Source organism: Streptomyces sp. NPDC030296, from assembly GCF_055572815.1.
The window spans coordinates 248,651-262,981 of sequence record NZ_JBVICQ010000007.1 but is presented as its reverse complement, the minus strand read 5'-3'; the positions used below and the strand labels follow the sequence as shown (position 1 = coordinate 262,981).

General features: G+C 72.3%; 13 protein-coding genes. 4 read left to right on the top strand and 9 right to left on the bottom strand.

Features of this window, described 5'->3' with window-relative positions:
* Nucleotides 1-198 precede the first annotated feature (198 nt).
* Entirely contained in the window at nt 199-603 is a 405-nt protein-coding gene (locus ACZ4Z3_RS21835) for a hypothetical protein (RefSeq protein ID WP_468502545.1), read from the top strand.
* Between the two features lie 287 nt (nt 604-890).
* Here the strand turns inward: ACZ4Z3_RS21835 and ACZ4Z3_RS21830 are convergent, their stop codons facing one another.
* Nucleotides 891-1,871 (bottom strand): NAD(P)H-quinone oxidoreductase, encoded by a 981-nt coding sequence (locus tag ACZ4Z3_RS21830; RefSeq protein ID WP_468502544.1) that lies wholly within the window; start codon nt 1,869-1,871, stop codon nt 891-893.
* Between the two features lie 300 nt (nt 1,872-2,171).
* Here ACZ4Z3_RS21830 and ACZ4Z3_RS21825 point away from each other — a divergent pair, with 300 nt between their 5' ends.
* Entirely contained in the window at nt 2,172-3,194 is a 1,023-nt protein-coding gene (locus ACZ4Z3_RS21825; RefSeq protein WP_468502543.1) for an ATP-binding cassette domain-containing protein, read from the top strand.
* Entirely contained in the window at nt 3,191-4,039 is an 849-nt protein-coding gene (locus ACZ4Z3_RS21820) for an ABC transporter permease (RefSeq protein WP_055541176.1), read from the top strand. The genes ACZ4Z3_RS21825 and ACZ4Z3_RS21820 overlap by 4 nt, the downstream gene beginning before the upstream one ends.
* A gap of 60 nt (nt 4,040-4,099) precedes the next feature.
* Here the strand turns inward: ACZ4Z3_RS21820 and ACZ4Z3_RS21815 are convergent, their stop codons facing one another.
* From ACZ4Z3_RS21815 to pdhA, 6 genes are all read right to left on the bottom strand, one after another.
* Nucleotides 4,100-5,191, bottom strand: coding sequence for a potassium channel family protein (locus ACZ4Z3_RS21815; protein WP_468502542.1), 1,092 nt, complete (start codon nt 5,189-5,191; stop codon nt 4,100-4,102).
* Nucleotides 5,192-5,303: 112 nt separating this feature from the next.
* Nucleotides 5,304-6,665 (bottom strand): molybdopterin molybdotransferase MoeA, encoded by a 1,362-nt coding sequence (locus ACZ4Z3_RS21810; protein ID WP_468502541.1) that lies wholly within the window; start codon nt 6,663-6,665, stop codon nt 5,304-5,306.
* A complete protein-coding gene (locus tag ACZ4Z3_RS21805; protein ID WP_468502540.1) occupies nt 6,662-7,702 on the bottom strand; it encodes a DUF6457 domain-containing protein in 1,041 nt (346 codons plus the stop codon). The genes ACZ4Z3_RS21810 and ACZ4Z3_RS21805 overlap by 4 nt, the downstream gene beginning before the upstream one ends.
* Nucleotides 7,703-7,786: 84 nt before the next feature.
* Nucleotides 7,787-9,265: a dihydrolipoamide acetyltransferase family protein gene (locus ACZ4Z3_RS21800; RefSeq protein WP_468502539.1), complete on the bottom strand. Its 1,479-nt coding sequence runs from the start codon at nt 9,263-9,265 to the stop codon at nt 7,787-7,789.
* Nucleotides 9,265-10,269, bottom strand: a complete 1,005-nt coding sequence (locus ACZ4Z3_RS21795) for an alpha-ketoacid dehydrogenase subunit beta (protein ID WP_390950718.1) — start codon at nt 10,267-10,269, stop codon at nt 9,265-9,267. The genes ACZ4Z3_RS21800 and ACZ4Z3_RS21795 overlap by 1 nt, the downstream gene beginning before the upstream one ends.
* Nucleotides 10,269-11,402 carry a pyruvate dehydrogenase (acetyl-transferring) E1 component subunit alpha gene (gene pdhA, locus ACZ4Z3_RS21790; RefSeq protein ID WP_468502538.1) on the bottom strand — a complete coding sequence of 378 codons (1,134 nt, stop codon included), beginning with the start codon at nt 11,400-11,402 and terminating at the stop codon, nt 10,269-10,271. Before pdhA ends, ACZ4Z3_RS21795 begins: the two co-directional genes overlap by 1 nt.
* A 189-nt stretch (nt 11,403-11,591) precedes the next feature.
* Here pdhA and ACZ4Z3_RS21785 point away from each other — a divergent pair, with 189 nt between their 5' ends.
* Nucleotides 11,592-12,077, top strand: a complete 486-nt coding sequence (locus ACZ4Z3_RS21785; RefSeq protein ID WP_468502745.1) for an Lrp/AsnC family transcriptional regulator — start codon at nt 11,592-11,594, stop codon at nt 12,075-12,077.
* 71 nt (nt 12,078-12,148) lie between these two features.
* Here ACZ4Z3_RS21785 and ACZ4Z3_RS21780 read toward each other — a convergent pair whose 3' ends face one another.
* Nucleotides 12,149-12,739, bottom strand: a complete 591-nt coding sequence (locus ACZ4Z3_RS21780; RefSeq protein ID WP_468502537.1) for a TetR/AcrR family transcriptional regulator — start codon at nt 12,737-12,739, stop codon at nt 12,149-12,151.
* Complete coding sequence (locus ACZ4Z3_RS21775; RefSeq protein ID WP_468502536.1) at nt 12,736-14,253, bottom strand: 3-hydroxyacyl-CoA dehydrogenase; 1,518 nt, start codon at nt 14,251-14,253, stop codon at nt 12,736-12,738. Before ACZ4Z3_RS21775 ends, ACZ4Z3_RS21780 begins: the two co-directional genes overlap by 4 nt.
* Between the last annotated feature and the right edge of the window lie 78 nt (nt 14,254-14,331).

Below are 14,331 nucleotides of genomic sequence, written 5' to 3'. Positions count from 1 at the left end.
TAGGGGTCAGTGGCGTGGCCCCCGGCCTGGGGCGTCGGTGCCCCCGGCTTTGGAGCATCGGTTGCTCCCGGCCTGGTGGCTTGCTGCTCTCGCGCGGGTCGCCGCCGGTCATCGGCCGGGTGAGGCCGAGATGCCGGGGTGTGGGGTGCGTGTGACGCTGAGGTCGTGGTTCCTCGACTCAGGCTCTGTTCGTCGCACGTGACGGGACTGGTCCTCGTCACGGGACTCCTCATGGTCCCGGTGGCGGGCACGGTGCCGTCCGTCCACGCGGCCGTCGAGCCCGCCCCCGGCTCCTCCTGGGCCGGCAGCCGCGCGGGAGAGGGCCGGGAGCGCCCGGGGCGCCCGGACGCGGGGCTCATGGACCCGGAGGACCTCTACGGGACCTCCGAGGAGCCGACCCCGACCACGGACGACCCTGCGGACGACGCGACCTCCGAGCCGTCGCGGAACGCCGCGCGGCCCGCCGCCTCACCCGTCGGCCGAGCGGGCGCCGAAGCCGCCGAGGGACCCGTGCTGGAGGCCCTCGCCCTGGGCGGCGGCCTCATGCTGATGGGCATCGGCCTGGGCCTGGCTTTCGTGGGGTTGCGGATCCGGAGGAGCTGAAGGCGGGCGGGGCCGGCCGTTCCGCCGCGACGGCCGCCAGCGGCCTTCATACGGCTCCTCGTACGGCGTTCGAGTGGCTTGAACGGTCACTCGTACGGGCCATACGGCCGGGGTCGCCGCCGGCGCGGAAAGGCGCCGCGAGCGACACGGCGGAGGACGGGCGGCTGACACGGCCCCGGCCGAGCGTTGCCGACGGACGCGGCTGGAGCGGGGTGGCGGCCGCGGCCCGGAGTGAGCCGCCGGCCCGACGGGGCGAGAGCCGTGGCCGCGACCCGCCCTCCCCTTGGCTACGGCACCACCAGCAGCACCTTGCCCACGTGGCCGCTCTCCTCCAGGACCCGGTGGGCCGTGGCCGCGTCGTGCATCGGGATCTCCTGGTCGACGACGGGGACCACCCGGCCACCGGTGACCAGCGGCCACACGTGCTCGCGTACGGCGGCGACGATGGCCGTCTTCTCCTCCAGGGGCCGGGCGCGCAGCGAGGTCGCGCTGATGGCGGCCCGCTTCGCGAGGAGCGCCCCGATGTTCAGCTCGCCCTTGATGCCGCCCTGCATGCCGATGATGGCGAGACGGCCGTTGACGGCGAGGACCCGGACGTTGCGGTCGAGGTACTTCGCCCCCATGTTGTCGAGGATGACGTCGGCCCCCTTGCCGTCGGTGGCCTTGCGGACCTCCTCGACGAAGTCCTGCTCCCGGTAGTTGATCAGGACGTCCGCGCCGAGCTCGGCGCACCGGCGCAGCTTCTCCTCGGTGCCCGCGGTGACGGCGACCTTCGCGCCGACCGCCTTCGCCAGCTGGATGGCCATCGTGCCGATGCCGCTGGAGCCGCCGTGGACGAGGAGGGTCTCGCCCGGACGGAGGTGGGCGATCATGAAGACGTTGGACCAGACCGTGCAGACCACCTCGGGCAGCGCGGCCGCCCGGTTGAGGTCGAGGCCGGAGGGGACGGGCAGCAGTTGGCCGGCCGGGACGGCGACCTTCTCCGCGTAGCCGCCGCCCGAGAGCAGCGCGCACACCTCGTCGCCGACGCTCCATCCGGACACGCCGGACCCGATCGCCGCGACACGTCCGGAGCACTCCAGGCCGGGGTAGGGGGAGGCGCCCGGTGGCGGGTCGTAGAAGCCCTGCCGCTGGAGCAGATCGGCGCGGTTCACCGCGCTCGCCGCCACCTCGACGAGCACTTCGCCCTCGCCGGGCTCGGGGTCGGGGACCTCGTCCCACACCAGGGCCTCGGGTCCGCCGGGTTCGGGAATCGTGATCGCATGCATGGGGGGACGCTACTCCTCGCCCCTCCGCCTCTCCCAGAGTGCCCGGGGTCAGTACACGACCACGCCGGTCACGCCCTCGACCTCGCCCGGCGCACCCTCGCCACCGCCGAGGCCCCAGCCGATGCCCTCCGCGGCTCAGCCAAGTCCGCCGCCGCGACGGCGGAAAAAGGCGTGCGTTCGATCCCCGTCGGAGGGACCGTGGAGAAATCACGCCCGCACGGCCGATGAGTTCCGGCGGAACCGGCGGTCTCCCCTTGCGTAGCCCCGGACACGGGCCCTGTACGCGGAAGGATCTCAGACATGAGCGCACAGACATCCGGCCTCGCGATCGAGACCGCGGGTCTGGTGAAGACGTTCGGCGAGACCCGGGCCGTCGACGGCGTCGACCTCGCCGTGCCGGCCGGCACGGTCTACGGCGTCCTCGGCCCGAACGGCGCCGGCAAGACCACCACGGTGAAGATGCTCGCCACCCTGCTGCGCCCCGACGGCGGCGAGGCCCATGTCTTCGGTCATGACGTCGTCCGTGAGGCCGACGAGGTACGCGGCAGGGTGAGCCTGACGGGGCAGTACGCCTCCGTGGACGAGGACCTGACCGGCACCGAGAACCTGGTGCTGCTGGGCCGTCTCCTCGGCCACGACAAACGGGCGGCGCGGCTGCGCTCCGAGCAGCTGCTGGAGGCCTTCGGGCTGAGCGAGGCCGCCGGGAAGCAGGTCAAGCACTACTCGGGCGGCATGCGGCGCCGGATCGACATCGCCGCGTCCATCCTGAACACCCCGGACCTGCTGTTCCTCGACGAGCCGACGACCGGTCTCGACCCGCGCAGCCGCAACCAGGTGTGGGACATCGTGCGCGCGGTGGTCGCCCAGGGCACGACGGTGCTGCTGACCACGCAGTATCTGGACGAGGCGGACCAGCTGGCGTCCCGGATCGCCGTGATCGACCGCGGCAAGGTGATCGCGGAGGGCACGAAGGGCGAGCTGAAGGCGTCCGTGGGGGCCGGTTCCGTCCATCTGCGGCTGCGGGACGCCACCCAGCGTCCGCAGGCCGAGGAGATCCTGCGTCTCGCGCTCGACGCCGAGGTGCAGCGGGAGCCGGACCCGGTGGCGCTGACGGCCCGCGTGGGCGGTGGATCCGCCAACGGCCAGGGTGCCGCCGAGGCCGCGGCCCGCGCCCTCGCCGAGCTGGCCCGTGTCGGCGTCGTCGTCGACAACTTCTCGCTGGGGCAGCCCAGCCTGGACGAGGTGTTCCTCGCCCTCACCGGACACGACACGAAGGCCCACGACTCCCGACACGTCGAGAAGAAGGACGAGGCTGCGGCATGAGCACCGCGACCAGCACCGACAGCAAGGAACTCGCCCCCGTCAGCGCCGAGTCGCTCGCCGCGCTGCTCATCACCAAGGAGCGCCCGCCGCGGCCCAGCGCGCTGTCGGCGTCGCTGACCTTCGGCTGGCGGGCCATCCTCAAGATCAAGCACGTCCCGGAGCAGCTGTTCGACGTCACCGCCTTTCCGATCATGATGGTGCTGATGTACACCTACCTCTTCGGCGGTGCCCTGGCGGGCTCTCCGAAGGAGTACATCCAGTTCCTGCTGCCGGGCATCCTGGTGATGTCGGTCGTGATGATCACGATGTACACCGGGGTCTCGGTCAACACGGACATCGAGAAGGGTGTCTTCGACCGGTTCCGCTCGCTGCCGATCTGGCGGCCGTCGACGATGGTCGGCTACCTCCTGGGCGACGCCCTGCGGTACGCCATCGCGTCCGTGGTGATGCTCACCGTCGGCCTGATCCTCGGCTACCGCCCGGACGGCGGCGTCGTGGGCGTCGTCGCCGGGGTCGCGCTGCTCATCGTCTTCTCGTTCGCCTTCTCGTGGATCTGGACGATGTTCGGGCTGATGCTGCGCACCGAGAAGTCGGTGATGGGCGTCAGCATGATGGTGATCTTCCCGCTGACCTTCCTGTCCAACGTCTTCGTCGACCCGAGCACCATGCCGGGGTGGCTCCAGGCGTTCGTCAACAACAGCCCGATCACCCATCTCGCCTCGGCGGTGCGCGAGCTGATGGCGGGCGAGTGGCCCACGGCCGAGATCGCCTGGTCGCTCGGCTGGTCCGCCCTGTTCGTGCTCGTCTTCGGACCGATCACGATGCGGCTGTACAACCGCAAGTAGCGGTCGTGCCAAGAGGGCGCCCCCGGGGAGCATGTCCCCGGGGGCGCCCTCTTGGCGTGGCTACGGCAGGTGCTTGGTCTCGGGGGTGATCTTGGTGCCCGGTGTGGCACGGACGATCGTGATGAGGCGGTCCGTCAGCTGGAGTTCGCCGATCGACGGGTCGTCGTAACCGAGCACCCGATGGCCGCGCAGCACACTGACGACCAGGTCCTCCGTCTCCCGTACCTTCCGCCCCACCTCGGCCTTTATGACGGGTCGTTCGACGATGTCGAGGCCGCTGCCCTGCTGGATGAGGTCCTCCATGACCATGCCGGCGGCGGGACTGAGCACCGAGAGACCGAGGAGCCGTCCGGCCGCGCTGGCACTGGTGATGACGACATCGGCCCCGGACTGCTTCAGCAGCGGCGCGTTCTCCTCCTCCCGCACGGCGGCCACGATCTTCGCGCCGCGGTTCATCTGACGCGCGGTCAGCGTGACCAGCACGGCGGTGTCGTCCCGGGCGGTGGAGATGATGATCTGCCGCGCCTTCTGCGCCTCGGCTCGCAGCAGCACATCGCTCCGGGTCGCGTCCCCCACGATGCCCGCGTATCCGTCGGCCGTCGCCGCCTCGATCACCTTGGAGCTGGGGTCGACGACGATGACCTGCTCCTTCTTCAGTCCCGTCGCGCAGACGGTCTGGATCGCCGACCGCCCCTTGGTCCCGAAGCCGACGACAACGGTGTGCTCCCTCAAGGCCGCCCTCCAGCGGTTCAGTCGCCATTCCTCGCGCGTGCGCTCCGTGAGGACCTCCAGCGTGGTGCCGACCAGGATGATCAGGAACAGCACGCGCAGCGGTGTGATCACGAAGATGTTGGTGAGCCGGGCGGCGTCACTGACCGGGGTGATGTCGCCGTACCCGGTGGTCGAGAGGGTGACGGTGGCGTAGTAGAACGCGTCCAGCAGGTCGACGCGGCCGTCCGAGTTGTCGTTGTAACCGTCGTGGTCGGCGTAGACGATGAACGCCGTCGCGACCAGAACGAGCAACGCCATCGCCAGTCGCTTGCCGACCTGGTGGCTGGGGCGCTCGACCTCCCTCTTCGGCAGCTTCACCGGATGCGTCACATGACGCTCGTCCGCCGTGCGGGCGATCACGTCATAGCCCGGCAGTTTCACGTGAAACACTCCCCGCTTCCCCGTACATCCCCTGGCTTCACTACGCCTTCGTGTGCCCTTTGTTTCACGTGAAACCCCCACGCCCGCACGTCGGTTGGGGTCGCTGGATGTTTCACGTGAAACACACCTGGATCCCCGCGGTCGCCCAGGGCAGGTCGAGCAGCTCCAGCTCCTGACCGGGACGGGCACCGCCGGGTGGGACGACGGCAAGGGCATCGGCGATGGCGATGCCGCGGAGCATAGCGGGACCGTTGTAGTGCAGCGGTACGGCGTCGTCACCGCGCAGGGCGACCGGGATGAGCCGGGTGTCGTACGGGTGCCCGTGCACCGCCTCCCTCAGCGGCATCCCGTACCGCTCGGGCGCCGCCCGTCCGGCCAGGGTCCGCAGAAGAGGTTCGGCGAGGGTGAACAGCCCCGAGACAGCGGCCAGGGGGTTGCCCGGCAGACCCACGAGATGCTGGTTCCCCTTGGTTCGGGCCAGCAGCATGGGGTGGCCAGGGCGCACCTTGACGCCGTCGACGAGGAGTTCGGCACCGATGCGGCGCAGTGTGGGGTGCACATGGTCGACGGGTCCGGCGGCGGTACCGCCCGTGGTGACGATCAGGTCGGCGGGTGAGGACCGCACGGCCTCGTACAGGGTGTCGGCGGCATCGCCGAGTCGGCGTACGGCGGTGACCTCGGCGCCCAGCGCCCGGAGCCAGGACGGCAGCATCGGGCCGAGGGCGTCGCGGATGAGGCCCTCGCGCGGAAGTCCCTCGGTGAGCAATTCATCGCCCAGGACGAGCAGTTCGACGCGGGGGCGCGGCAGCACGGTGAGGGTGTCGTACCCGGCGGCCGCGGCGAGGCCCAGGGCGGCGGGGGTGAGCAGGGTGCCGAGCGGAAGCAGTTGGTCGCCCCGGCGGCACTCCTGGCCCCGGGGGCGGATGTCCTGACCGTGCGCCATGTCCCGGGTGGCGTGCAGTCGGCCCTGCTCGTCGGTGCGGCCGTGTTCACTGCGCAGGACGGCGGTGGTGTCGAGCGGGACGCGTGCGCCGGTGGCGATCCGGACCGCCTCGCCGTCGGTGAGCCGCTCGGGCTCGGCGTGCCCGGCCAGCACGCCGTCCTCCCGGACGACCCAGGGGCCGGGTCCCGCGACCGCCCAGCCGTCCATCGCGGACGTGTCGAAGGAGGGCAGGTCGGTGAGGGCGGTGAGAGGGGCGGCCAGCACCAGACCGAGGGCGTCCTCGACGGTCACGGAGAACGGGGAGCGGCGTCCGCTGGAGCGGGCAGCGCGCTCGGCGACGGCGCGGGCCTCGGGCCAGGGGGTGGCCCGATGGTGGGCGTCCTTCTTCGCCCGGTGCGCGGCGGAAGGGCCGTCGGCCGGGGTGCCGTCGGCGGGGCGGGGTGCGCGCGGCCCTCGCACGGGCCTGTCATTGGCCACGGCCAGCGCCTCCTCCACGTCCACGTCGAGTTCCTCGGCGTCCTGGGCGGTCATCCGGCGTCCGGGGCGGAGCCGGGGGCGCCGGGCGGGGTGTCCGAGGAGCCAGGCTTGGCCTCGGACCCCTCGGTGTCGGCCTCGTCGGCCCAGCCGAGAGCCAGGGCCGTGGCCTTGCGTGCGGCCTCGGCGACCGCTTCCGGGCCTCCCCCGGCCTTCGCGGCCGCGTAGCCGACGAGGAAGGTGGTCAGCGGGGCCGCGGGCCTGGCCACGTTGTGGGCGGCGTCACGGGCGAGGTCGAGCAGCTCTCGGGTGTCGACGTCGAGGTCGATGCCCAGCTCGTCCTTGACTGCGGAAATCCATTCATCCAACACGTGGCCATGCTCCCTGATCCGTGCGCGGGCGGCGGCGATGTCGTCCCAGGTGTCGCAGTCGAACGACGCGACGGGGTCGGTGATACGGGTGAGGCGGAGCGCCCCCACCAGCCGCCGCAGGGGCAGCCCGGCCGTCCCTCCGTGCTCGGCACCGAGCCGCGCCAGCTCCCGGCGCAGTGCGTCGGCCCGGTACGCGGCCACGAGGGGCTGATCGCGGCCGCCGGAGTCGGTGACGAGGACGCCGTCGGCGGGAGCGGGGGCGGGGGCGGACCGGGAGCCACCGGGGGCTCCGGTGGGCGGGGCCGTGCCGTCGGTGCCCTCGACGACGTCCGGCGCCCCCTGCGGTGCCACGGCGCTGCCGCGAAGGGCGTCCAGCAGCCGCCGTACCGTCTCCTCGGCGAGGAAGGGCAGGTCGGCGGAGAGGACGACGACATAGGGGGCGGTGGTGCGGCGGAGCCCGGCGTCCAGCGCGGCGAGGGGGCCGCCACCGGGGGGTTCCTCGCGGGCCCACAGCACGGAACGGGCGGTGGGCCGGGGGTCGGCGACCACGACGGTCGTCCGCGCCCCCGCGCACGCGGCCAGCACGCGGTCGAGCAGGGCCCGTCCGCCGACGCGCACCCCGGGCTTGTCCGCGCCGCCGAGCCGCCGGGCGGCACCCCCGGCGAGCACGACGGCGTCGTACGCCTCGGTACCGGGGTCGTCCGGCGGCTCGTACGCGGTCATCCCCCGAGTATGCGTGCCCCGGCGATCACAGGGAACGCGGGGGCGGCGGCCTTCGACCGGGCGACGTACGGGGTCAGTACGTGGTCAGAGCGTGCGCAGCAGCACCGCCGGCTGTTCGACGCAGTCCGCGACGTAGCGCAGGAAGCCACCCGCCGTGCCGCCGTCGCACACCCGGTGGTCGAAGGTGAGCGAGAGCTGCACCACCTGCCGTACCGCCAGCTCGCCCTGGTGGACCCATGGCTTCGGGACGATACGGCCGACGCCGAGCATGGCCGCCTCGGGGTGATTGATGATCGGCGTGGATCCGTCGACACCGAAGACGCCGTAGTTGTTCAGCGTGAAGGTGCCGCCGGTGAGCTGGGCGGGGGTGAGCGTCCCGGTCCGCGCGGCCTCGGTGAGCCGGGCGAACTCCGCGCTGAGCGACTCCGCGTCCCTCGCGTGGGCGTCCCGTACGACGGGCACGACGAGCCCTCGTTCGGTCTGCGCGGCGAACCCGAGGTGCACCTGGTCGAGGCGCACGATCTCGCGGGCCTCCATGTCGACCGTCGAGTTGAGCTCCGGGAAGCGGGCCAGCGCGGCGGTGCAGATCCGGGCGAGCAACGCGAGGAGGGAGATCTTCGGGCCGCCGGCCCCGTTCATGGCGGCGCGGGCGTTCATCAGTTCCGTCGCGTCGGCGTCCACCCAGCAGGTGGCGTCCGGGATCTCGCGCCGGCTCCGGGAGAGCTTGTCGGCGACGGCACCGCGCACACCCCGCAGCGGGACACGGGTGCCGGAGGCGCTCTCGGCCCGAGCGGGCTCCGCGACGGGCACACCGGCGGACACCGGAGCAGGCTGTGCGACGGCCGTGGGGGCGGCCGGTGACGTCGTGGCACCGGCGGTTCCGGCCCGCAGGGCCTGCTCCACATCGGCCCGCAGGATCAGTCCGTCGGGGCCGGAGCCGTGTAGTTTCCGCAGGTCCAGCCCGTTCTCGCGGGCGAGACGGCGGACGAGGGGGGAGATCACGGGCACGGGACCGTCGCCGTGCACCGGGTCAGGAGCGAGCTGAGTGGCGTCGGCGAGCGCCCTTTCGGCGACCACGGCGGTCACCTCACGGTTCACTGCGGCGCCGGTCCCCGCCGAAGCCGACGGAGCCGTCGCAGGCATCGAGGCCGTCGGGGCCACCGGACTCACCGGAGTCGTCGGCCGTACCCTCCTGCGGCGCTTCGGCGCCTCCGAAGTGCCGTACCCCACCAGCACGTTCCCGGAGCCCTCGGCCTTCTCCGCGGAGTCCGCCCCCTGCACGGCACCCGCGGCGCCCGAGGACCCGCCGGCGACGGGTGCTCCCACCGCCACCGTCAACAGCGGCGCTCCGACGGGTAGTTCCGTGCCCTCCTCGCCGAAACGGGCGGTGACGACACCGCCGTAGGGACACGGCACCTCGACCATCGCCTTGGCCGTCTCGACCTCGACGACGGGCTGGTCGATGGCGACGACGTCGCCGACCTGGACCAGCCAGCGGACGATCTCCGCCTCGGTGAGCCCCTCACCGAGGTCGGGCAGCTTGAACTCCAGGACCTGTGCCATCAGTTCTCCGCCTCCCACTGCAGACGCCCGACCGCGTCGAGGATCCGGTCGACGCCGGGCAGGTGGTGCCGCTCCAGCATCGGCGGCGGGTACGGGATGTCGAACCCGGCGACGCGCAGCACGGGCGCCTCCAGGTGGTGGAAGCAGCGCTCGGTGACCCGGGCCGCGATCTCGCCGCCCGGCCCGCCGAAGCCGCCGGACTCATGGACGACGACGGCCCGGCCGGTGCGCCGTACGGACGCGGCGACCGTCTCGTCGTCGAAGGGCACCAGCGAGCGCAGGTCGACGACTTCGAGGTCCCAGCCCTCGGCCGTGGCCGCCTCGGCGGCCTCCATGCAGACGGGCACGGACGGGCCGTAGGTGATGAGCGTGGCGCTGCGGCCCGCGCGGCGCACGACCGCACGGCCGATCGGCTCGACGGCCTGCGGTTCCTCGGGGTTCCAGGAGTCCTTCGACCAGTACAGGCGCTTGGGCTCCAGGAAGACGACGGGGTCGTCGGAGGCGATGGCGGCGCGCAGCAGCCCGTAGGCGTCGGCGACGGTGGCGGGGGTGACGACATGGAGACCCGGAGTCGCGATGTAGTACGCCTCGGAGGAGTCGCTGTGGTGCTCGACACCACCGATGCCGCCGCCGTAGGGGACCCGGATGGTGATCGGCAGCGGCATGGCGCCGCGCGTGCGGTTGCGCATACGGGCGACATGGCTGATGAGCTGCTCGAACGCCGGGTAGGCGAACGCGTCGAACTGCATCTCGACGACCGGCCGGAGCCCGTACATCGCCATGCCGACGGCCGTGCCGAGGATGCCCGCCTCGGCGAGCGGGGTGTCGGTGACCCGGTCCTCGCCGAACTCCTTCGCGAGTCCGTCGGTGACCCGGAAGACCCCGCCGAGGGTGCCGACGTCCTCGCCCATGACGTGCACCGTCGGGTCGGCGGTCATGGCGTCCCGGAGGGCCCGGGTGAGCGCCTGCGCCATGGTGGCGGGCTTGAGAGCGACGGTGGTCATCAGTGCGCCCCTTCTTCTTCCGCCACCAGCTCGGCCCGCAGCAGGGCCTCCTGCTCGCGCAGTTGGGGGGTGGGCTCGGCGTACACATGGGCGAAGAGGTCCATGGGGTCGAGCACGGGGTCCTGGTTCATGCGCTCGCGCAGATCGGCGGCCATCGTCTCGGCGGCGTCGCGGGCGGCCTGGATGCCGGCCTCGTCGATGAGGTCGCGCCCGGTCAGCTCGCGCTCCAGAAGCGTGATCGGGTCGTGCGCGCGCCAGGTCTCCACCTCGGCGTCGCCGCGGTAGCGGGTGGCGTCGTCGGCGTTGGTGTGGGCGTCGATGCGGTACGTCACCGCCTCGACCAGGGTGGGGCCGCCGCCCGCGCGGGCGTGGGCCACTGCCTCGGCGAGCACCTGGTGCACGGCGGCCGCGTCGTTGCCGTCGACCAGGCGGCCCGGCATGCCGTAGCCGACGGCCTTGTGGGCGAGGGACGGGGCGGCGGTCTGCTTCTCCAGCGGCACGGAGATCGCGAAGCCGTTGTTCTGGACGAGGAAGACGACCGGGGCCTGCCAGACGGCGGCGAAGTTGAGCGCCTCGTGGAAGTCGCCCTCGCTGGTGCCGCCGTCGCCGACCAGGGCGAGCGCGACCACGTCGTCGCCCTTGAGGCGGGCGGCGTGCGCCAGGCCCACGGCGTGCGGCAGCTGGGTGGCGAGCGGGGTGCACAGGGGCGCGACGCGGTGCTCGTGCGGGTCGTAGCCGGTGTGCCAGTCACCGCGCAGCAGCGTGAGCGCCTGCACGGGGTCGAGGCCGCGGGCGACGGCGGCGAGCGTGTCGCGGTAGCTGGGGAAGAGCCAGTCGCGCTCCTCGAGGACGAGCGCGGCGGCGACCTCGCAGGCCTCCTGGCCGGTGCTGGACGGGTACACCGCGAGCCTGCCCTGCTTGGTCAGGGCCGTGGCCTGCGTGTTGTACCGCCGGCCCCGCACCAGCTCCGCGTAGAGGCGGCGCAGCAGCGCGGGGTCGACGTCAGCCGCCGAGTCGGTACCGAGCACGCGGTACGGACGCTCGTCGGGCAGCAGGGGCGCGGGGTCGGTGCGGGGCTGCCAGGCGGGGGGCGGTGTCGGATGGTACGCACCCCGCTGCTCCATGACCGTCATACGGCACCTCCTCGTGGGAGTGGCTCTGGGACGCGGCACGGTTGTGACACGTCTCACCTACCGATTGTTCGGTCGATGACGCATTTTGGCTACAGGCACCCCGAGGCTGTGGACAAACGGTTCTGCACAGCCTCAAATGAACGCAACACGTCCATGTCTGAGAGGCGGGGGCACATGGCACCTGAACAAATGGCCGAGCCGCCGGAGCACGGCCCGGCCCTGCCGCCCCCCAGACCGCTGGACGCCATAGATCAGGACATCCTGCGCATGCTCCAGGCCGACGGCCGCGCGTCGATACGGTCGGTGGCCGAGCGGGTCCACGTCTCCCGGGCCAACGCCTACGCCCGGATCAACCGCCTGATCGAGGACGGCGTGATCCGCGGCTTCGGGGCGCGCGTGGACCATGAACGCGCCGGAAAGGGCACGTCCGCCTACATCACGCTGAAGATCGTGCAGAACTCCTGGCGCACCGTCCGCGAACAACTGCGCCAACTCCCCGGCGCAGCCCACATCGCCCTGGTGGGCGGCGACTTCGACGTCCTGCTCCTGGTGCACACGGCGGACAACAGAGCCCTGCGCGAGGTCGTTCTCACCAAGATCCAGGGCATCCCGGAGGTCCTGAGCACACGCACGCTGCTGGTCTTCGAGGAGGAGCACGTCGAGCCGGAGGGGTGACCGGCGCACACCGGCCGGAACCGGAACGGCTGGCCGATACCCGGCGGTGGGAATCGGACGACGGGTGAGCTTCAGTGCTGGGCGCGCAGCCCCGAGAACACCAGATGCGCCACCGCTTCGGACACCTCGCGCTCGCCCATCCCGCGCCCGTCCGGCCGGTACCACTCCACGATCGAGTTGATCATCCCGAAGACCAGCCGGGTCGCCAGCCGCATCTCCACGTCCCCGCGCACGTCCCCGTCGGCGGCCGCGGCCTTCAGCAGCTCGGCGACCCGGTGGTCGAAGTCGCGGCGCCGCTCCAGCGCCCAGCGCTCGGTGTCGGTGTTGCCGCGCACCCGCAGCAGCAGCGTCACGTACGGCAGCTCGGCGATGAGGACCTCGACCATGCGCCGGACCACGTGCTCCAGCCGCTGGACGGCACGCCCCACGCGCGCGGGTTCCTCGTCGAGGATCCCGAACAGCTCGTCCAGCGCCCGGCTCACCGCCCGCCGCAGCAGCTCCTCCTTGCCGCTGACGTGGTGGTATATCGACGACTTGGAGATCCCGGCCGCCCGGGAGAGGTGCTCCATGGACGTGCCGTCGTAGCCCCGCTCGTTGAAGACCTGCACGGCGACGGAGAGGAGCGTCTCCGGGGTGTACGTGTCGCGCTTGGCGGTGGTCATGAGGAGGTCCCCTCCCGCTTGTCGGAGGCGTAGGCGTGGCGGTACAGCGCGAGGGACGGCGCGTAGCGCCCGGAGGGGTCGCGCAGATGCAGGTCGTCGAGGAGGGCGTACGCCCAGTTCCGGCCCAGCTTGCGGCCCCATTCGAAGGGACCGAGCGGGTAGTTGACCCCGAGCCGCATCGCGGTGTCGATGTCCTCCTCCGTCGCCACTCCCTTGGCCACGGCGTCGTGCGCGAGGTCGACGATCCGGGCCACCGTGCGGGCGACGATCATGCCGGGGGCGTCCCCGATGACGCTGACGTCCTTGCCGAGCGCCTGGAAGAGCCCGATGGCCTCGGTGAGCGTCTGCGACGAGGTGTCCTGGGACGCCGACAGCGCGATCCGGGTGGCCCGCCGGTAGTCGAGCGCCAGGTCGAAGTAGACGACGTCGCGGAACTCCACGGAGGTCTGCCCGTCGGCGAGGGCCAGCTGACCGCCGCTCGGCAGGACCAGCCGCGTGCCGTGGTCCTCTTCCTCCTCGCGCATCCCGATGCCGGCCTCCCGGATCAGCGCGAGCAGCTCGGAGGCGGGCCCCAGGTCGCCCTCGACGACGACGTACGCGGGCGCCCGGGCGGGTTCGGCGGTGTGCGGCTCGGGGCGCTCGGCGCCGTCCGTGTGGTCGTACCAGCCCTGGCCCGTCTTGCGGCCGAGCCGGCCGGACTCGACGAGCCGCCGCTGGGCCAGCGAGGGCGTGAACCGGACGTCCTGGAAGAACGCCTGCCACACGGAGTGGGTGACGGACTCGTTGACGTCCTGCCCGATGAGGTCGGTCAGCTCGAAGGCACCCATCCGGAAGCCGCCGCATTCCCGCAGCACCGCGTCGATGGTGGCGGGGTCGGCGGCCTGTGACTCGTACACCGCGAAGGCCTCGGCGTAGAACGGCCGTGCGATGCGGTTGACGATGAAGCCGGGTGTGTCGGCACAGGCGACCGGCGTCTTGCCCCAGGCGCGAGCCGTCTCGTACGCGCGCGTGGCGGACGTGACGTCCGTGGCGAACCCGGAGACGACCTCCACCAGCGGCAGCAGCGGCGCCGGGTTGAAGAAGTGCAGGCCGACGAAGCGTCCGGGGTTGCGCAGGGCGCCGCCGATGGCCGTGGCGGACAGGGAGGAGGTGTTGGTGGCGAGCAGGCAGTCGTCGTCGACGACGTCCTCCAGTGCCCGGAACAGCTCCTGCTTCACGTCGAGGCGCTCCAGGACGGCCTCGACGACGAGGGCGCAGTCCGCGAGGTCGGCGAGGTCCCGCGCGGGGTGCAGCCGGGCTCGGGCGGCGTCCCGGTCGCCGACGGTCAGGCGGTCCTTCGCCACGAGGCGGTCCAGCCGGGCGACGATCGCCTCGGCCGCCTCCTGGGCGCGGCCGGGCATGGCGTCGTACAGGCGTACGGGATGGCCGGCGACCAGCGCGACCTGGGCGATGCCCTGGCCCATGGTGCCGGTGCCGACGACGGCCACGGGGCTGCTGAGGTCGAGTCCTGTCATGTGCGCGATCCTCCCGCACGGGGTTGTCCACAGATGCGGCGGACCCCCTTGTCCCGACCGATCGTTCGGTTACTCTAA

Bases quoted from the DNA above. Each gene is read 5' to 3' on its own strand.
- ACZ4Z3_RS21795 (WP_390950718.1), bottom strand. From the start codon at position 10,269: ATGACCACCGTCGCTCTCAAGCCCGCCACCATGGCGCAGGCGCTCACC.
- ACZ4Z3_RS21775 (WP_468502536.1), bottom strand. From the start codon at position 14,253: ATGACAGGACTCGACCTCAGCAGCCCCGTGGCCGTCGTCGGCACCGGC.
- ACZ4Z3_RS21785 (WP_468502745.1), top strand. From the start codon at position 11,592: ATGGCCGAGCCGCCGGAGCACGGCCCGGCCCTGCCGCCCCCCAGACCG.
- ACZ4Z3_RS21800 (WP_468502539.1), bottom strand. From the start codon at position 9,265: ATGGCACAGGTCCTGGAGTTCAAGCTGCCCGACCTCGGTGAGGGGCTC.
- ACZ4Z3_RS21825 (WP_468502543.1), top strand. From the start codon at position 2,172: ATGAGCGCACAGACATCCGGCCTCGCGATCGAGACCGCGGGTCTGGTG.
- pdhA (WP_468502538.1), bottom strand. From the start codon at position 11,402: ATGACGGTCATGGAGCAGCGGGGTGCGTACCATCCGACACCGCCCCCC.
- ACZ4Z3_RS21810 (WP_468502541.1), bottom strand. From the start codon at position 6,665: ATGACCGCCCAGGACGCCGAGGAACTCGACGTGGACGTGGAGGAGGCG.
- ACZ4Z3_RS21805 (WP_468502540.1), bottom strand. From the start codon at position 7,702: ATGACCGCGTACGAGCCGCCGGACGACCCCGGTACCGAGGCGTACGAC.
- ACZ4Z3_RS21830 (WP_468502544.1), bottom strand. From the start codon at position 1,871: ATGCATGCGATCACGATTCCCGAACCCGGCGGACCCGAGGCCCTGGTG.
- ACZ4Z3_RS21780 (WP_468502537.1), bottom strand. From the start codon at position 12,739: ATGACCACCGCCAAGCGCGACACGTACACCCCGGAGACGCTCCTCTCC.
- ACZ4Z3_RS21820 (WP_055541176.1), top strand. From the start codon at position 3,191: ATGAGCACCGCGACCAGCACCGACAGCAAGGAACTCGCCCCCGTCAGC.